The 18,463-nt window shown below is 59.1% G+C and carries 12 protein-coding genes; 9 read left to right on the top strand and 3 right to left on the bottom strand.

What is annotated here, in order from left to right:
* Positions 1–2: 2 nt before the first annotated feature.
* From JYU29_RS12195 to JYU29_RS12170, 6 genes are all read left to right on the top strand, one after another.
* Positions 3–269 carry a sarcosine oxidase subunit delta gene (locus JYU29_RS12195; RefSeq protein WP_213985109.1) on the top strand — a complete coding sequence of 89 codons (267 nt, stop codon included), beginning with the start codon at positions 3–5 and terminating at the stop codon, positions 267–269.
* Positions 266–3,223 carry a sarcosine oxidase subunit alpha family protein gene (locus tag JYU29_RS12190; protein WP_213985108.1) on the top strand — a complete coding sequence of 986 codons (2,958 nt, stop codon included), beginning with the start codon at positions 266–268 and terminating at the stop codon, positions 3,221–3,223. The genes JYU29_RS12195 and JYU29_RS12190 overlap by 4 nt, the downstream gene beginning before the upstream one ends.
* A complete protein-coding gene (locus tag JYU29_RS12185; RefSeq protein WP_250157420.1) occupies positions 3,216–3,710 on the top strand; it encodes a sarcosine oxidase subunit gamma in 495 nt (164 codons plus the stop codon). The genes JYU29_RS12190 and JYU29_RS12185 overlap by 8 nt, the downstream gene beginning before the upstream one ends.
* Positions 3,711–3,760: 50 nt before the next feature.
* Positions 3,761–4,648: a formyltetrahydrofolate deformylase gene (purU, locus tag JYU29_RS12180; protein ID WP_213985553.1), complete on the top strand. Its 888-nt coding sequence runs from the start codon at positions 3,761–3,763 to the stop codon at positions 4,646–4,648.
* Positions 4,649–5,056: 408 nt separating this feature from the next.
* Entirely contained in the window at positions 5,057–5,635 is a 579-nt protein-coding gene (locus tag JYU29_RS12175; RefSeq protein WP_213985107.1) for a 4-phosphopantoate--beta-alanine ligase, read from the top strand.
* A gap of 1,135 nt (positions 5,636–6,770) precedes the next feature.
* Positions 6,771–11,975, top strand: coding sequence for a putative Ig domain-containing protein (locus JYU29_RS12170; protein ID WP_213985106.1), 5,205 nt, complete (start codon positions 6,771–6,773; stop codon positions 11,973–11,975).
* A gap of 217 nt (positions 11,976–12,192) precedes the next feature.
* Here the strand turns inward: JYU29_RS12170 and JYU29_RS12165 are convergent, their stop codons facing one another.
* From JYU29_RS12165 to JYU29_RS12155, 3 genes are read right to left on the bottom strand one after another with little or no spacing between them, the layout of a single operon-like run.
* Positions 12,193–13,479 carry an NAD(P)/FAD-dependent oxidoreductase gene (locus tag JYU29_RS12165; RefSeq protein WP_213985105.1) on the bottom strand — a complete coding sequence of 429 codons (1,287 nt, stop codon included), beginning with the start codon at positions 13,477–13,479 and terminating at the stop codon, positions 12,193–12,195.
* Positions 13,480–13,496: 17 nt separating this feature from the next.
* A complete protein-coding gene (locus JYU29_RS12160) occupies positions 13,497–14,405 on the bottom strand; it encodes a dihydrodipicolinate synthase family protein (RefSeq protein ID WP_213985104.1) in 909 nt (302 codons plus the stop codon).
* Positions 14,406–14,418: 13 nt separating this feature from the next.
* A complete protein-coding gene (locus JYU29_RS12155) occupies positions 14,419–15,915 on the bottom strand; it encodes an aldehyde dehydrogenase (protein WP_213985103.1) in 1,497 nt (498 codons plus the stop codon).
* Positions 15,916–16,093: 178 nt separating this feature from the next.
* On the opposite strand from JYU29_RS12155, the gene JYU29_RS12150 reads away from it, so the two are divergent.
* The 3 genes from JYU29_RS12150 (at position 16,094) to JYU29_RS12140 (ending at position 18,444) form a co-directional block, all read left to right on the top strand.
* Entirely contained in the window at positions 16,094–16,693 is a 600-nt protein-coding gene (locus JYU29_RS12150; RefSeq protein ID WP_213985102.1) for a helix-turn-helix domain-containing protein, read from the top strand.
* Positions 16,694–16,804: 111 nt separating this feature from the next.
* Positions 16,805–17,656: an ABC transporter permease gene (locus tag JYU29_RS12145; RefSeq protein ID WP_213985101.1), complete on the top strand. Its 852-nt coding sequence runs from the start codon at positions 16,805–16,807 to the stop codon at positions 17,654–17,656.
* Positions 17,653–18,444 carry an ABC transporter permease gene (locus tag JYU29_RS12140; protein ID WP_213985100.1) on the top strand — a complete coding sequence of 264 codons (792 nt, stop codon included), beginning with the start codon at positions 17,653–17,655 and terminating at the stop codon, positions 18,442–18,444. Before JYU29_RS12145 ends, JYU29_RS12140 begins: the two co-directional genes overlap by 4 nt.
* Positions 18,445–18,463 lie beyond the last annotated feature (19 nt).

Below are 18,463 nucleotides of genomic sequence, written 5' to 3'. Positions count from 1 at the left end.
TCATGGCAAGCCTTATTACCTGTCCGCATTGCGGTCAGCGCCCCAAGGAAGAATTCGCCATCAAGGGCGCTGCACTTGCTCGTCCCGCGCCTGACGCCCCCCAGGGCGAGTGGTACGATTATGTCTTCCTGCGCACCAATCCTCGCGGTCGTTACGAGGAATATTGGCATCATGTTTCGGGCTGTCGGCGCTGGCTGGTGGTGACGCGGGATACGGCGAGCCATGCAGTCGAGGATTGCCGCGATGCCGCGGAAAGGGCTCCCACATGACCTCCTATCGCTTGAACCAGGGTGGTCTCGTTGACCGAGCAACCACGCTGGACTTCACCTTTGACGGTCGCAGCTTCACGGGCCATGCCGGCGATACGCTTGCCTCCGCATTGCTTGCCAACGGTCAGCGGCTGGTTGGTCGCAGCTTCAAGTATCATCGGCCACGCGGCATCCTGACCGCGGGTGCCGCCGAGCCCAATGCGTTGATGACGATCGGCAGCGGCGGCCGCACGGAACCGAACACACGTGCCACCATGCAGGAGCTGTATGCCGGTCTTGAGGCGGTAAGCCAGAACCGCTGGCCTTCGCTTGATCGCGACGTTGGGGCACTGAACAGCCTGCTCTCGCCCTTTCTCGGCGCCGGCTTCTACTACAAGACCTTCATGTGGCCGGCAGCCTTTTGGGAGAAGCTGTATGAGCCTTTCATCCGCAAGGCGGCAGGCTTGGGACGTGCAACCTACGAGGCGGATCCAGATGCCTACGAGAAGGTGTGGGCGCATTGTGATCTGCTGGTTGTCGGTTCGGGACCCGCTGGACTGTCATCTGCATTGACGGCCGGTCGTGCAGGCCTGCGCGTCATTCTGGCTGACGAGCATCATGCCTTGGGCGGTTCGCTGCTCTCGGAAACGGCTGTGATCGATGGCGTGTCGGCGCCGGAGTTCTCTGCGCGCTGCGTCGAAGAACTGCGCAGCCTGCCCAATGTACGGCTTTTGCCACGAACGACGGTGCTGGGCTGGTTCGACAGCAATGTCTTCGGCGCGCTTGAACGCGTGCAGAAGCATGTTGCGGTGCCCGCAGCCAACAGGCCGGTGGAGCGCTTCTGGCGCATCGCAGCCAAGCACGCGATCTTGGCAACGGGCGCGGAAGAGCGACCGCTGGTTTTCGGTGGCAATGACACGCCAGGCGTCATGACTGCCACGGCCATGCGCAGCTATCTCAACCGCTTCGGCGTGGCCCCAGGCAAGAAAGTCGCGATCTTCACCACGAACAACAGCGGTTATGCGCTTGGCTCGGATCTGGAAAGCGCTGGCGTCGCTTTGACAGCCATCATCGACAGCCGTGCGGACGGACCGGCCTATAGCGGCCAAGCCCGCATCATCCGCAATGCGGTGGTGACCGATGCTTTCGGTGGCAAGTCGCTGACTTCAATCCGGATCAAGCATGATGGCCGTTTCGAGACAATGGATGTCGATGCACTGGGGATGTCCGGCGGCTTCAGCCCTGTGATCCACCTTGCTCTGCATCGGGGTGGCAAGGCGCAATGGTCGGACGAACGAGCGGCGTTCCTTGCCCCCGACGATCTCAAGGGCATTGCACTGGCTGGATCCGTGACAGGCGCGGGCAACATCGCGGAAAGCGTCGCGCAAGGATCTACGCAAGCTGCTGGCTTGGCATCAATGATGGGCAAGAGTGCTGCCGCCATGTCTGCTTCCGTGGAAGGGGAGATGGAGAACAGACCCAGCCGGCCGCTGTGGTTCATTCCGGACGTTATAGGCAAAGCTTTCGTCGACTTTCAGAACGACGTTCACCGCGCCGATCTCAAGCTTGCCGCCCAGGAAGGTTACGGCCATGTCGAGCTGGCCAAGCGCTACACGACGAATGGAATGGCTACCGACCAGGGTAAACTTTCCAACGTCAACGCCATCGGGCTCTTGGCGCAAGCACGTGGCTTATCGCCGGCGGAGGTCGGCACCACGACCTTCCGGCCGTTCTACACCCCCGTTTCGTTTGGAGCGCTGAGCGGTGCTTCCAAGGGCAAGCACTTCCAGCCCGTGCGCAAATCGCCGCTGCATGACTGGGCGGCCAAACATGGTGCCGTGTTTGTCGACACCGGGCTTTGGTACCGCTCCGCCTGGTTCCCGCGCGAGGGCGAGACGGCCTGGCGCGAAAGCGTCGATCGCGAAGTTCTGAATGTTCGCTCCAATGCCGGTCTTTGCGACGTGTCCATGCTTGGCAAGATCGAGATCACGGGGCGTGATGCCACCACCTTCGTGGATCGCGTTTACGCGAATGGGTTCGCAAAACTGCCGGTCGGCAAGGCTCGTTATGGATTGATGCTGCGCGAAGACGGCATGATCTATGATGATGGCACGACGAGCCGTCTCGGCGAAAACCGGTATTACATGACCACCACGACCGCCTATGCCGCGCCCGTGATGAGCCATCTGGAATTCTGCGCCCAGGCGCTGTGGCCCGAACTGGATGTGCGGCTCGCTTCCGTCACCGATCAGTGGGCCCAGATGGCAATTGCCGGGCCGAAGGCTCGCACCATCCTGCAAGGCATTGTCGACGAGGATATTTCCGAAGCCGCATTCGGCTTCCTTGCCGCGCGCGAAGTTTCCCTCTTTGGCGGCAAGCTCACAGGCATGCTTTTCCGGATTTCATTTTCCGGAGAACTTGCCTACGAAATCGCCGTGCCCGCCGGTTATGGCGAAAGCGTCGCCGATGCGCTTATGGCGCTCGGCGAACCACACGGCATCTGCGCTTATGGCGTCGAAGCGCTTGGCGTGATGCGCGTTGAAAAAGGCTTCATTACGCATTCCGAGATCAACGGCACCGTAACGCCTGCCGACGTCGGGCTCGGCAAGATGGTCTCCCGAACCAAGCAGGATTTCATCGGCAAACAGATGCTGTCGCGCGAAGGATTGTCCCACCCAAGCCGTCTGCGTCTCGCTGGAGTGATGCCGCTGGATCCTGCGCACACCTTCAAGGGCGGAGCGCATATCCTGAGCAAGGGGGCTGAAGCCACGCTCGAAAACGACCAGGGCTACGTGACCTCCTATGCCTGGTCGCCAACCCTTCAGTCACCGATCGCCCTGGCCCTGATCGTCAATGGGCCGGATCGCCATGGCGAGGAAGTCGTCGTGTGGAACGGGCTTTTGAACGAGTTCACGCCTGCTCGGATCTGCGACCCTGTTTTCTTCGACCCGGCGAACGAGAAGCTCCATGCCTGACCTCATCCATCGCCCAGCCCTGACCAAAGAGCCACTGGTAGGCGAGCGCATCCGCCTTGCGCCGATGCCGGAAGGTACCTTGCTGGAGGTGAGGGGCCCACAAGCCGAATTGCCTGCCCTTGAAGCCGCGGCAGACGCGGCGGGGCTGGTGATCCGCACCAACGGACCGGATCAGTGGTTCGCGATAAGCGGCCAGCCGATGCTCAGGCTCGATCTGCCAGACATCTTCTCCGTCACGGATCAAAGCCATGGCCGCGTTCGGATCGCGATGGAAGGTGCAGCCGTCGACGACGTGCTTGCGAAGGGCATGGCGGTCGATCTTTTTGACTTCAAAATCGGTGCTGCGACCACCGCGCTGATTGGACACATCACCACGCATATCGCGCGCCTCGATCGCGACCGCTTCGAACTCACCGTTTTGCGCAGCTTCGCCGAAAGCCTTTGGCACGACCTGGAAACAATGAGCGCCGAGTTTCTGGATCGCTGATCAGAGAGGCGCGGAACGGTGTTTAAGAACCGAATGGAACACATATGATGATGCCCGCTCGCCACGTTCTAACCGTGAAGTGCAAGTCCGAGCGCGGCATTGTCGCTGCCATTTCAGGCTATCTGGCGCAGGCTGGCTGCAACATCGTCGACGCCTCGCAATATGATGACCTCGTTTCCGGCATGTTCTTCATGCGCGTCAGCTTCATCTCAGAAGAGAAAGCCAGTCTAGAAGAAATCGAAGCGGGCTTTAGGACCGTCGCATCCCGCTTCAGCATGACCTATGACTTTCATGACGGAGTGAAGCGCATGAAGGTTCTTCTCATGGTTTCGCGTTTCGGCCACTGCCTCAACGACCTGCTTTATCGCTGGAAGATCGGCGCTCTGCCGATCGACATAACAGGCGTCGTGTCAAACCATTTCGACTACCAGAAAGTTGTCGTCAACCATGACATCCCGTTCCACCATATCCCTGTTACAAAGGCCAACAAGCAGGAAGCGGAGGCGCGAATCCTCGACGTGGTGGACAGGACCGGAACCGAGCTGATCGTGCTTGCACGCTACATGCAGATTCTTTCCGACCGCATGTGCAGCCAGATGTCTGGCCGCATCATCAACATCCATCATTCCTTTCTACCGAGCTTCAAGGGTGCGAACCCCTACAAGCAGGCCTTCGAACGGGGTGTGAAGCTGATTGGCGCGACCAGCCATTACGTCACGGCCGACCTCGACGAAGGCCCGATCATCGAACAGGACGTCGCCCGCGTGACGCATGCACAAAGCGCCGAAGATTATGTCGCCATTGGCCGCGACGTAGAAAGCCAGGTGCTTGCTCGTGCCATTCACGCGCATATCCATCACCGCACATTCATCGACGGAAACCGCACGATCGTTTTCCCCGCCAGTCCGGGATCCTATGCCTCGGAACGCATGGGCTGAGATAGGATGAGTGGCGCAGTTGCCTTTGATACGGAGGGTGTCAGCGCCTAATTGGCGAATCGGAACTTAACGTCAGCTAATTGTCTGCGCGATTCTGAGAGCAGACCGTCGGCTTTCGGCCACGAGACGGCTCTAGGAAATCATTTCCTGCAGGGAGCAGAACTGTCTAAATCAGGCTCATTGACTTGGCCAAGGCGGAATGTTGTCGTTCGCTTGGCGATCGGCGAAAGCCTACATCTGCGCAGACCAGCAGACGCCATATCTCCATTCGCTCCGTTTTCCTCCAGGCCGGAGTGGCCGAAGGAGAACAACAATGGGAATTTCTCAGTATGATCCCGCCGCACGAGAGCGGCATGCCTGGAATGCCGGAAGGAAGGTCGGGGCAAAAATGCCGTGTTCCACCCAGGCGTGTCGGACATCTATCCTGAGCCACTTCAAACTGTCGTCGAGGTCCCCGGGCTTTCGACCATCCTCATTGGCGAGCAGCGTCCAGGTCACTTCCGTGGCGTTGCGACAGTGGTCACCAAGCTGGTTAACCTAGCGGAGCCTGATCGAGCCTACTTCGGTGAAAAGGACTTTCAGCAACTGACTGTGATCAGACGTTTGGCATTCGACTTGTCGATGAGGACTGCCATCATCGGCGTGCCGACTGTTCGCGAACCAGATGGCTTGGCAGCCTCTTCCCGCAACGCCCGCCTGACCCCAGAAGAGAGAAAGGTGGCACCTACGGTCTACAAAGGGATGCTGGCAGCCAAGGAGCTATTCGAGAGTGGCGAGCGCGATGTGATGCCTTTGCAGGCGATCGTTCGCTCGATGATCGAGCGCGAACCGGCAATCACGCTTTTATCTTGCGATCTGCGAGATAGCGTCACGCTGGGCACTGTTGAAGGGCACTTGGACCGGCCGACTGTTCTGCTTGTGACGGCGCGACTGGGATCCGTAATGCTCATCGACCAGGTTGAGTTCGATCCTGCTTTTAGTGCCTAGGCATCTTTTGGTCGTCGCCACGTATCCAGAATATGCAGGTGATTGATCGCTGCATAGATGATTTAGAGATTTGCCGCTTTGAGGTCTGCCACGACTGCTATTCGGAATGGGCCGGCACTTGCCTGAACGTCCGAGATGGGGTCGAAAACTGACCAGGCAAACTTTGCCTAGTTACGCAGATCAGAACGGCAGCTTTCCGCCTAGTACTCCCCGGAAGCGGACAGTCCGGTTACGGCCAGAGACTGCCTTAGGAAATCATTTCCCGTCCGGCAGCCGAGTTCGGTTATCTCCGGCAACCTATGCTGGAAAGCGGACAGGTAGCTTTAGGCAAGGACACAGCATAGCTGCCGCTCCCAGAGGTGATCATAACGACATTGTTTGTTGGGAATCGTTGACTTCAGAGTTCCGACATCTCGCAACCTTACCGAGGGCATCAAGCGTGAACAACAATCCAAATGACAGCCAACTTGCCATCTTTTTCTTGATGTAATTCAATCTTGGATCAGTATGCTCAAGCATCCAACCTTCTTTGATCGGAGCAAAGTCGTCAGCCTGGTTCAGTGATATGCTGTCGCTGGGTGTGGTAACTATGATACCTTCGCAAGGTTGAATGCGCATTTCGATCGGCTTGATCGTTCATCTGTGTTGACCCTTACCTTCCTCACTTCTAGGAGCAAAGCAGACGACCTTGGGGAAGGTTGATCAGCTTCGGGGGACGTGGATCATGTCGGTATCATCCATAGCGCGGCGCATCGCTGCGGTGGCCGCGTTCATTGTCTTTGCTGTAGTAAGTCTAATCGGCACTGCTCATGCGCAGCAGGTAAACGGGTCAGCCAATCCAAGTCAGTTCACGAATGCAGGTGATCGCATCACCTTCACTTACCTCTTTAACTCCGGCAATTATGCCATCGATTCATTCACTCCAGGCACAACGCTCATCAAAGAACTCGCGATGACGTGCTCTCCGTTTCAGACGGGTGTGACTAACGTCAACATCACTTGCACCACGTCGCCATACACTGTCTCCGCTCCTGATGCTTCATCCGGCGAGTTCATCGACTTCGTACAGTTCAACGCAGTCGCGAGAGGCGGCGCGCCGCTTCAAGTCACCAGTGCTCCGGTAAGAGTTTCTCGTGTGGGTGGCGGCCCGATTTCCCTGTCGGTGTCGTCATCTCCCAACCCGACAAATCCAAACGAACCGGTCACCGTTACCGCAACGATTGGTTCCCAGGGCTGTAATGCTGGCCTGGCTCCGACCGGCGTGGTGACGCTGAAGATTGGAGCGACGACGCAGGATGCAGCCATTCGGGTTGTGAATTCTTATGACGCCCAGGGGACGGCAAGTTTTCAAACGACGCTCGCAACCGGCGGCTCTTTTCCCGTGTCTGCAAGTTACGCAGGCGGCAACGGCTGTTCGGCAGCGAACGCCACGGGGCCAAACCACATCGTGCGGCAACCAACCACCCCAACGCCGGTCGTCACGACGCCTGCCAACGGTGCTTTCGTTTCGACGGCTACGCCAACCTATCAAGGGACTGCACCAGCCAACAGCACGGTCACAGTTTACGTTGATGGCGTCTCAATCGGAACCACGACAGCATCACAGGCCGGCAGCTTCAGCCTGACCCAACCGGCAAGCCTTACTGCTGCATCGCATACTGTTGCCGCAACTGCCCAAGCCGTCGGCGCGAGCGTTTCGCCATTCTCGTCCACGAACACGTTCGTCATCATCACGCTGTCGCCGACCGCTAACAGCCAGAGCGTCACCGCCGGGTTTCAAACGGCTACAGCCATCACTCTGACGGGCAACGATCCGAATTCGCCTGCAAGGCCGCTGACCTACTCAGTCACGGCTGCCCCCACAGGGGGAACGCTGTCCGGAACGGCACCAAACCTGACATATACTCCCAGCGTCGGTTTCAGCGGCTCGGACAGCTTTACTTTTTCTGCCAGCAACGGTGTGGCGACCTCAACGCCGGCAACAATCAGCATCACGGTCACCTCCCCGACAATTTCCGTGTTCCCTGCCGCTCTGCCCAATGCCATGATCGGCTCAGCCTATTCGCAGTCGCTCGACGCCAGCGGGGGGAATGCTCCCTATACATTTACGCTTTCAGCAGGCGCTTTGCCGACAGGTTTGACACTCACATCGAATGGCGTCCTGTCCGGAACACCGAGGAGTGGGGGGAGTTTCAACTTTTCTGTCACGGCTACCGACGCAAGTGGCTCTTCGGGTCCTTATTCAGGCAGCCGTTCGTATACGATGACGGTTGAGGCGCCAACAATCGTCGTGGCTCCGGCCAGCTTGGCCAACGCCACGCGAAATGTCGCTTACAGCCAGACGCTGACGGCCTTTGGGGGCACGGCACCTCACAGCTTCGCCGTGACCGCAGGCTCATTGCCGAACGGGTTGACGTTAGCGTTGAACGGAGCGCTGTCTGGCACCCCGACTGTCGCAGGGCAATTTACCTTCACGGCAACAGCAACCGATTCAAGCACCGGCACTGGCCCTTACAGCGGATCCCGATCCTATACGCTGAACGTCGCCGCTCCGACGATCACGCTTGCACCCAACGCCTTGCCTGATGGCACAGTGGCGCAGGCATATAGTCAGACGATTACAGCAGCTGGCGGTACAGCGCCCTACACCTATGCTGCGACGTCAGGTGCGCTACCCGCCGGTGTGACGCTGACCACCGCCGGCACCATCTCCGGCACTCCCACATCCGGTGGCGCCTTCTCTTTTGATGTCACGGCAACGGATGCAAACGGCAACCCGGGCGTTCAGAGCTACACGTTCCGGATCGGCGCACCTACGCTAGCGATCGCGCCGTTGTCCGTGCCTGACGCAACAACCAGGATCGCCTACAGCCAAACTTTGACTGCCTCCGGAGGGACCGCGCCTTACAGCTTTGCTGTGACAGCGGGAGCGCTGCCGGCTGGTTTGACGCTATCAACGGGCGGAGCCTTGTCTGGAACGACAACGGCTGCGGGGAGCTATGCTTTCAGCGTGACAGCAACCGAGTCTAGTACCGGCAGTGGCCCGTATTCGACCACCGCCTCCTACACTCTTATCGTGGCTGAACCGACGATTGTGGTGGCGCCTGCCACGGTCGGCCCAGCCAGCGCCGGCATCGATTACAGCCAGACACTAAAGGCTACCGGTGGCGCGGCGCCCTATACCTTCTCCGTGACTTCAGGTGCGCTGCCGTCCGGCATCACCCTCTCGTCGGCTGGCACATTGTCGGGCTCGACGCGTCAGAGCGGCAGCTTCACCTTCACGGCGACTGCCACGGACAGCAACGGTAATGGCGGTGAGCGCCAATACACGCTTGCAGTTTCATCGCCAGCGATTGCGCTGACACCGACAACGCTGCCCAGTGCACCGGGCAGCACGGCCTATTCCCAGACGTTAACGGCATCCAACGGCTTTGCGCCCTACACCTACGCGGTAACAGCCGGCACCTTGCCGAAAGGTTTGGCTCTTGCCGCCGATGGCACATTGTCGGGGGTGCCAACGGTTTCAGGTAACTTCAACTTCACCGTCACTGCAACGGACAACGCCAGCTTCACGGGTTCTCAGGCCTATACGTTGACGGTTGTGGCACCCGGCATTGCCATGTCGCCATCAAGCCTTCCGAAGGCTGCCGTCGCCGTCGCGTTCAGCCAGACGCTCAGCGCCTCTGGTGGGGCAGCACCCTATGCATTCGCCGTCTCTTCGGGCGCGCTTCCGACAGGGGTGACGCTTGCAGCCGACGGCAAGCTGTCGGGCACGCCGACAGTGGCCGGCAGCTTCTCTCTGATGGTTACGGTCACGGATGCCAACGGATTTGCCGGCACGCAAACCTTCACGCTTGACGTCTCTGCTCCAGCCATCGTCCTGGCACCCGGCTCGCTTCCTGCAGCGACCGGCAGCGCGGCCTACGCCGAAATGATTTCGGCTTCAGGCGGATTGGGCGATTACACCTTCAAGGTGACGTCCGGCACTCTGCCGACTGGCCTTAGCCTTGCTCTGGACGGGGCACTGTCTGGGGTACCCACGGTTGCGGGCAGCTTCAACTTCACAGTGACAGCAACGGACAGCGGAACTTATACCGGCTCCCAGGCCTACACATTGGCGGTCTTGGCGCCCGGCATCGCTTTGTCGCCCTCGAGTTTGCCGAAGGCTGTCGTCGCCGTATCGTTTAGCCAGACGCTCAGTGCGACCGGCGGCGCGGCACCATATGCGTTCGCTGTGTCATCGGGCGCTCTTCCGGCAGGGGTGACCCTGGCGGCCGACGGCACGCTGTCGGGTACGCCGACGGAGGCCGGCAGCTTTCCTTTGACGGCAGCGGCAACGGACGCGAATGGCTTCGTCGGAACGCAGGCCTTCACGCTTGATGTTGCGGCACCGACCATCGTCGTGGCACCGGGTTCGCTCCCCGCCGCAACCGGCAGTACGCCCTATGCGCAAACAATTTCGGCGTCAGGTGGATTGACGCCCTACAGCTTCACGGTCACAGGAGGCGCCTTGCCTAGCGGGCTGACGCTTGGCGCCAGTGGATCCTTGTCCGGCACACCTACAGTGTCAGGCAGCTTCGCCTTCACCGTAACGGCAACGGACCGCGGCAACTTCACGGCCACGCAAGCCTACACGCTGCAGGTCGATGCGCCTGAGATCTCGATCACACCAGCCTCCTTGTCGAACGCCACCGCTGGAAACGCCTATGCTGTGACCTTCGCTGCATCGGGTGGAGCAGCGCCCTACAGCTTCGCCGTGTCTGGCAGCACCCTGCCGCCAGGTTTGGCTTTGGACACGGAAGGGCGTCTGTCAGGCACCCCGCAGACGGGAGGCAGCTTTGCATTCACGATCAAGGCAACCGACGCCAACGGCTTTGCCGGGACCGAAGATGTCTCGCTCACCGTTGATGGCGAGATCCCCGTTGCGCAGGACCAGTCGGCCGGCCTGCTTGCCGGAACAACAACCACCGTCCGGCTGACGGAAGGTGCCCGAGGCGGCCCGTTCACCAATGCAACGCTGGTGAGTGTATCCGATTCATCGCTGGGCACAGCACGGATCGTGCGGTCGGGTGCGGACTATGACCTCGTGTTTGCCGCCGGTGCCGATGCATCGGGGCAGACCGTGGCGACATATACCTTGTCCAATCAGTTCGCGACCTCGGCACCGGCAACCGTGACCTTCATGGTGACAGCCCGTCCTGATCCGTCGAAGGATGCGGAAGTGATTGGCTTGGTCAGTGCGCAGGTCGAATCCACCCAGCGCATGGCGCGTGCGCAGATCAGGAATTTCCGAGACCGTCTTGAGCAGACCCATGACGAAGAAACCCGTCTGCAGGGATCGTTCGGCATCACGCTGGGCGGCGGTCAGACCAACGACAACCGGCCACTATCGTATTATGCAGAAGAAGAGCGTCGCGGCACCGATCCCGCAACGCTCGCCGTGCTCGGTTACGCCAATGACAGCAAGCCGATTGCCTTGCCATCCGAGTCGCAGGCCCGCCGTCGTTTCGGCAATGCCGCGTTGTGGACAGGCGGCTTCATCAACTTCGGTTCCCGCGATAATGACGGCATCGAGCTTGACCAGACGCTTGTCGGCATAAGCGCCGGCGTAGATTATCGCTTCTCCTCGCAGTTCGTGGGTGGTGTCGGCTTCGGTGTCGGTCGCGACAAGAGCGAGATCGGCGACCGAGGTTCGGAAACGAGCGCACGCGCTTACAGCGGTGCGCTCTATGGCAGCTACTCGCCCTTGGCTAACATTTATGTCGATGGCGTGCTCGGCTACGGTAAACTGAGCTTCGATACGCGGCGTGCTGTGACCGACCAGAATCTTCAGGCGCGAGGCGAGCGCTCTGGCGAGCAGGTATTCGGATCCCTGACGCTTGCCTATGAGCACAAGAAGAACGGCTGGCTCGTGTCGCCTTATGCAGGCTACGAAGGTTCTAGGTCCAACCTCGACGCTTATAGCGAAAACGGCGCAGGCATCTTCAATCTGCGGTTCGGCGAGCAGCAGGTCACCACGTCCTCTGCTTTGATCGGGCTGCGGCTGGAAAAGGAAATCTCCCGTCCCTGGGGCACGCTCACGCCAAAGGGTCGGATCGAATACTCACACGATTTCGACGGCTCGAGCCGTGTTGATCTGGGCTATGCGGATCTAGGCGATAATCTGCCCTATTCATTGGATGCCGACGTGTTCAGCAAGGACAACATCACGCTCGGACTTGGCATCGATGCCCAATTTGCCACCGGATGGGGCTTAGGCCTCAACTACAACACCGAGTTTGGCACGAACGGCAACGCCCAAGATCACCGGATCGAAGCAAAGGTGTCGAAGCAGTTCTAATTTTCGAACCGCGCGCAGCGGCGACGTTTAGGCGCCGTCTGAGTTCGTAAAACCCGCAAAGTCCGTTTAGGCAAATCTACCAAGGAGCTGTCTACGGCCAAGAAGGGGTCGATAGCTGAACGGCAGCTTTCACGTCTGCGTTGCACAAAAGCTGCCAGTCAGCTTTCGGCCAGCCACAGCCAGCCGCTGCGTGAGCTGACCACGTGCGGCGAGGCTCTTAGCGTCGGAAGCTTTGCTTCAATCGCGACATGGCAATTGTTGCATGAACACCAAAAGGCCAGAAAGCGTGCAAAGCGATCGGCTGCATGGTTGAGGCTGGAATTGGTATTTCGTCGGCATTGATTTCGCCGACCAGAAGCTTAGCCAAGGGCTCGCCGAGTGCTGTCGAAAGGGCCACGCCGCGACCGTTGTAGCCATAAAGCGTGTACAGGCCGTCATCGAGAGCGTGGAAGTGCGGCAGGTAGTCCTTCGTAACGGCGACCCGTCCATTCCAAGCAGTCTGCCAGCCGACCTGCTTCAGCTCAGGCCATAGCGACTGAGCATGCCTAGCGATTGGCTTCAGTGCATCGGGAGATGTTGTCGGACGCATCGGTCCACGTCCGCCGATGATCAGGCGGTTGTTGCTGTCGACGCGGTAATAAACCACCACCATGCCAGACTCGTAGAGGGACTGACGGCCGGGCATGATGCGTCCGACCAAGTTGTCCGGCAGCGGGTTCGACGCAAGAACCGAGCTGAAGACAGGAACTAGGGATTGACGAAGGCCGGGAATGAGGTTGTCAGCATAGCCATTGCAGCAGACCAGAACGCGCTTGGCCTTGAGGGTTGCTCCCGCGTTTGTGGTCAGTACCCAATTGTGGCCGTCGTGGCGCAGGGAAACAACGCGGCTGTTCCCGTGGATCGCAGTCCCGGCATTTTCAGCGGCTTTTGCTAGACCTAAAGCCAGACGCAATGGGTCTAGGTCGCCGCCGCGGTGGTCGAGGAAGCCGCCCTGATAATGGTCATGGCCCACAAGCTTCGCCAAAGCTGAACGATCGAGCCAATCAACGGGCATGCCGAAGGCGCGCATGTCGCGCTGGGTGGCTTCCACGGCGGCGATGTCGTCGCGTTTCACGGCTGCTCGGATCGTGCCTTGGCGGCGCAGCGCGCAGTCTATGCCGGTTCGCTCGATGATGTTTGCCAAACGATCTACGGAAGACCATGCAAGGTCCACCAGCATCTTGCCGCGCTTCTCGCCTAGCTTGTTGATGAACCAGCTCGGATCGTATTTGAGACCTGGATTCAGTTGACCGCCGTTACGACCTGACGCTCCCCAGCCTGGCTGATGCGCTTCCAGGACCGTTACACTTGCACCTGCTTCTGCGGCGTGAAGTGCCGCCGACAGTCCAGTGAAACCGCCGCCGATAATCGCGATGTCTGAGATGCAGGGACCCGCAAGCGCCGGATAGGTAATGGCAGTAGGCCGATCCAGCGCATAGACGGAGGTGCGGGCGGTTTCATCCATGGCGCACGCGGTCCTGGTCAGGTTGCCGGAAGCGAGACGGCCCCAGCGGCACGCAGGTTGTTCAGGATCGCTTCCAAGCGACCGTTGAGCACTTCCGAGGCCGGTGGCACCGGGAGGGGAGACTGACCTGTTTCTATGCCGATCAAGCGAAGCGCAGCGCGAATTGGAGCGGGATTTTCTTCAGCAAACAGCGCATCCATAAGAGGGTTCAGGAGCCGCTGGAGCGCCAGTGCTTCCTTGAAGCGGCCTTCTTCTGCGAGCTTCTGGATCTCGGGCCAGATGCCAGGGATCAGAACACCCGTTGTCAGAACACCGCCACATGCGCCCATGGCGACCTGTTGCGCAAACAGCGTATCCCATCCGCTCAAGGCTGCGAAATCGGGGCCTACGCTGCGAAGCACATTGTCGAAATGGTAAAGGTCGGTGCTTGATGCCTTCATACCGATGATCGTGCGATCCTCAGCGAGCTTGGCAATCGTCTCCGCCTTGACCACAAGGCGGCTTCGGGCCGGATTGTCGTAGAACAGGATCGGCAGATCAACCGTGTCACGGATCTTGCGGACGTAGTCAATCAGCAGGGACTGCGTGATACCTGTGTAATAAGGAGCGATGAGCATGATGCCATCAGCGCCGGCGGCTTTGAAGTCACGCGCGGCAGGTAGTGCATCGCCGAGCCCCGGCGCAAGGACACCAGCGTAAACGGGCGCGCCACGTGCAGCCTCAACGCAGGCTTCAACAGTATCAACCCGGATTTTTGGCGACAGGGCCGTGTATTCGCCGGTCCCGCCGAGGGGCACCAGTCCTGTTGCGCCGTTGTCGAGCATGTGACGCACCAGCGCCTGCATGGCGTTACGGTCAGCACGACCATCAGCATCAAGGGCTGTCGGGGGGGCTGGCATCAGCCCAGTCAGTTTCTTGATCGACATATTGCCCGTGCCTTTAACCCAAATTGATCCAGGTGGTTTTGATGTCGGTGTATTTGTCCAACGCGTGCAGCGACTTGTCGCGACCGAAGCCGGATTGTTTGAAGCCGCCGAAAGGCGAAGAGATATGGCCGTGGTCGAAGCAGTTTACCCAGACCACGCCGGCATTCAGCTTGTCGGAAACGCGGAAGGTACGGTTCACGTCACGCGTCCACATGCCAGCGGCCAGGCCATAGATCGTATCATTGGCGATGCTGATGGCCTGATCCTCGTCAGAGAAGGAGAGGACTGACAAGACGGGTCCGAAGATCTCTTCACGCGCGATCTTCATCTGCGGCTTCACGCCGTCGAAAACGGTTGGCTCGATGAAGCATCCGGGAAGGCCGCTTGGTTGGTGGCCACCGGACACAATGCGAGCACCTTCGGCCTTCCCGCTGGCGATGTATTCCATGACCCGTGCAGCCTGCCGGTCATCCACCATAGCGCCGATCTGCGTAGCCGGGTCGAGCGGATCGCCGACACGCATTGACTTTCCGGTCTCGACGATGATGTCGACGACTTCTTCGCGCACGTTTTCCTCAACAAGTACACGGGAGCCAGCGTTGCAGACCTCACCCTGGTTGTAGAAGATGCCCCAGGCTGCGGAAACCGCTGCAGCCTGAAGGTCAGGCGCGTCGGCGAAGATGATGTTGGGCGACTTACCGCCGCATTCGAGGCCGACGCGCTTCAGGTTGGATTGACCTGAATACTGCATGAACAGTTTGCCGACATCCGTCGAACCCGTGAAGGCGATGCAGTCGACGTCCATGTGCAGGCCGAGCGCCTTGCCTGCCGTTTCGCCCTTGCCGGGCACGACGTTGAACACGCCCTCCGGAATGCCAGCCTCGACTGCCAGTGCTGCAATCCGGATCGCCGAGTAAGATGACTGCTCTGCTGGTTTGAGAATGACGCTATTTCCGGCAGCTAAAATTGGCGCAATTTTCCAGCAAGCCATCATCAGCGGGAAATTCCAAGGCACCACGGCGGCAACGACGCCGAGCGGAGCGCGGCGCATCATGGCGACGGCCGTGCCTGGCGTAGGGGCGATTTCGTCGTAAACCTTATCGACCGCTTCGCCAAACCAGCGCAGACAGGTGATCGACAGTGGAAGATCCACGGAAACGCTGTCGCTGATCGGCTTACCCATATCGAGCGTTTCGAGGAGGGCGAGCTCCTCAGCATGTTGTTCAACCAGTTCGGCGAACCTGATAAGCCGCCGACCACGGTCGCTTGGGCTCATCTTGGACCAAAAGCCGCTCTCAAAAGCCTTGCGCGCGCTTTTGACGGCCAAGTCGACATCGGCCTTGTCGCCGGCGGCAACCGTGCCAAGCACCTTACCCGTTGCGGGATTGATGCGCTCGAAGCGCTCACCGCTTAAAGCTTCAACATAAGCACCGCTGATGAAAGCACGTCCCTCGAGCTTCAGGTCGGCTGCTTTGCGCTGCCATAAGGTGAAGTTCGGGGAGTGGCTCATCGACGGATCCTCAGGCGCGTTTCAGATCACCCGGTGTACGAACCGCGGATGGAACGCGCAATCAAAAATTTCGGAATTCTGAAAACTGTGTTGCGTGAGGTGAGTGGTGCGACTACTTGTGCCATCAAGCAGAGTTGCGTGATCATCGCGTTCAAACGAAATCATACGGAATCAGTCCATGGATGAAGTGACCTCTAGGCTTGGCCGGCGGGCCATGGATGATTTCGGAGAGCTTCCCCATCTCGGTACACGCGTTCGCGAGTTGCGTCAGGCCCGCAAGATGACGTTGGCTGATTTGGCGGCCGCGTCCGGTATTTCGATCGGTACACTATCGCAAGTCGAGCGGGACTTAGTTTCGCCAACCGTGCGAACCTTGTTTACTTTGGGCGATGCTCTTGGCGTGTCGGCAGCATGGCTCATTGATCCGTCTGGTGACGAAGGGCGCGCTGACCCGTATGTCGTACCTGCAGACAGGCGCCAACCCTTCTTGCGCTCAGAAGGTCTGCGCAAAGACCTGATCTCACCTCTGGCAAGCAAGAGGCTCAAGGGATTTTACCTCGTGATTGAGGCCGGATCAGGCTCGGGATCCGCGCCCTATGTCCACAAAGGCGAGGAAATCGGGCTCGTGATGTCTGGTGTGCTCGAGCTTGTCATAGAAGGTCGAAGTCGCGTGTTGCGTGAAGGCGATTGTTTTTCATTCCCGTCTGGGTTGCCCCACAGCTTCCTCAACGTCGGGACTACGCAATGTGTCGTGTTCTGGGTAAACGCAGATATCTGAAAAATTAGGCCTGATATTTCATTATTCAGAATTCTGCTTGTCACTGCGATTTTTTGATGCAAGTCTTTCGAAGAAGACGGCTTTGGATGCCGTAGGAACAGATTGCGTCTTATGTCAGATACAAAGCCCTACTTGGATCGTTGGACAGGTCTTGCCCTGCTTCTGCCCATGGCAGCCCTGCTGGCGGTGTTCTTCGTTCTTCCGTTGGCGCGGACGATCTGGCAGAGCGTCTACGAATATGGCTTTACGCTTCGTGCCTATGAGATGCTGCTGACCAGCACGCTATTCTGGAAGGTGCTCCAGACCACATTCGCAATCAGCTTCACAGCAACCATCGTTGCTCTTCTGGCTGGCTACCCGGTCGCCCTTCACCTTTCGCGGCTGCCTCCATCGAGGCGCATGCCTTACCTCGTCATGGTCATGCTTCCGTTCTGGACCAGCATTCTGGTCAAGAGCTTCGCGCTTATCGTGCTACTTGGCTATGACGGCATCATCAACAATGCGCTGAGCTTCATCTCCGGCCAAGACATCCATATCCCGATGGTCTTCAACCGGGTTGGCGCCATCCTTGGCATGACCAACTACCTCCTGCCGTTTATGATCTTGTCTATTCTCAGCAGTCTTCTAACGCAGGACGTAAACCTTGGTCGCGCGGCTGAAGTCATGGGGGCATCTCGGTTCACCATTTTCCGCCGTATTACTTTGCCGCTGAGCATGCCGGGTGTATTAGCCGGCGTCCTGATCAGCTTCACTTTGTCGATCGGCATGTACATCACGCCAGCGCTGCTAGGTGGCCGTCAGGATATGATGATGGCAAACCTCATCGATTTTTATACGCGCCAAACACTTGATTGGCCGCTCGCATCGGCCATCGCCGTGGTTCTGCTGTTTGTATCGGGTGTTTTGGTCGCGATGTTGGGCAAGGTCCGCGGCTCGGCAGGCATGAGGGAGATGTCGCGATGAGCTTTTCACGCCGCTCCAACCGTCTTGTCCCAGGCATTGCCTGGGTAACGTATCTCTTTCTTCTCGTGCCTTCGCTGATCGTCATACCAATCTCCTTCGGTGGGCCTGGCGAGATGACCTTTCCTCCGCGTGTGTGGACCCTCGATCTTTATCGCCAGTTCTTTGCAGATCCCGCTTGGTGGGGATCGCTGATCCAGAGCCTGCAGATCGCGGTGCTAGTCACGCTTGTTACCATCATCCTAGGTGTTCCTGCGGCCTACGCGCTTCAACGTACGAACCTTCCTGGCGGCAAAATCCTCGGCGGGTTGGCCATGGGGCCGCTATTGGTTCCCGTCGTCGTTCTGGCGCTCGGGCTTTATCTGCAGCTTGGGCCTATTGGGCTCGTGGACAGTACTTGGACGGTGGTGCTCGCCCATTCCATGTTGGCTCTGCCCTTCGTGATGGTTTCGGTTGGTGCGGCTCTCCGACATCTAGACCCGTCCTACGAACAAGTCGCGCTCATCATGGGAGCCGGAAAGACGCGCATCTTCTTCAAGGTGGTGCTGCCGCAACTGCGTGCTGGCATCGCTGCCGGCGCACTCTTCGCCTTTCTCATCTCGCTCGACGAGGTGATCGTCGCCTACTTTATTACGGGCACTGACACACAAACACTGCCGGTGAAGATGTACAGCGCCCTTCGCTGGGAGGTATCCCCGGTAATTGCTGCTGTGTCGACGATCCTGACCGTCGTATCCCTGACCTTTGCCATTGGCCTGATGTGGCTGGAGCGCAAGGATCGTCACGACTAAGCGCGGGAGCCATCCCGTG

This window comes from Tianweitania aestuarii (assembly GCF_018457165.1).
Lineage (GTDB): Bacteria > Pseudomonadota > Alphaproteobacteria > Rhizobiales > Rhizobiaceae > Tianweitania > Tianweitania aestuarii.
Note: the sequence above shows the minus strand (reverse complement) of the source record. Positions and strands in the feature narration are given on the sequence as shown.

Bases quoted from the DNA above. Each gene is read 5' to 3' on its own strand.
- JYU29_RS12195 (WP_213985109.1), top strand. From the start codon at position 3: ATGGCAAGCCTTATTACCTGTCCGCATTGCGGTCAGCGCCCCAAGGAA.
- JYU29_RS12190 (WP_213985108.1), top strand. From the start codon at position 266: ATGACCTCCTATCGCTTGAACCAGGGTGGTCTCGTTGACCGAGCAACC.
- JYU29_RS12185 (WP_250157420.1), top strand. From the start codon at position 3,216: ATGCCTGACCTCATCCATCGCCCAGCCCTGACCAAAGAGCCACTGGTA.
- purU (WP_213985553.1), top strand. From the start codon at position 3,761: ATGCCCGCTCGCCACGTTCTAACCGTGAAGTGCAAGTCCGAGCGCGGC.
- JYU29_RS12165 (WP_213985105.1), bottom strand. From the start codon at position 13,479: ATGGATGAAACCGCCCGCACCTCCGTCTATGCGCTGGATCGGCCTACT.
- JYU29_RS12160 (WP_213985104.1), bottom strand. From the start codon at position 14,405: ATGTCGATCAAGAAACTGACTGGGCTGATGCCAGCCCCCCCGACAGCC.
- JYU29_RS12155 (WP_213985103.1), bottom strand. From the start codon at position 15,915: ATGAGCCACTCCCCGAACTTCACCTTATGGCAGCGCAAAGCAGCCGAC.
- JYU29_RS12150 (WP_213985102.1), top strand. From the start codon at position 16,094: ATGGATGAAGTGACCTCTAGGCTTGGCCGGCGGGCCATGGATGATTTC.
- JYU29_RS12145 (WP_213985101.1), top strand. From the start codon at position 16,805: ATGTCAGATACAAAGCCCTACTTGGATCGTTGGACAGGTCTTGCCCTG.
- JYU29_RS12140 (WP_213985100.1), top strand. From the start codon at position 17,653: ATGAGCTTTTCACGCCGCTCCAACCGTCTTGTCCCAGGCATTGCCTGG.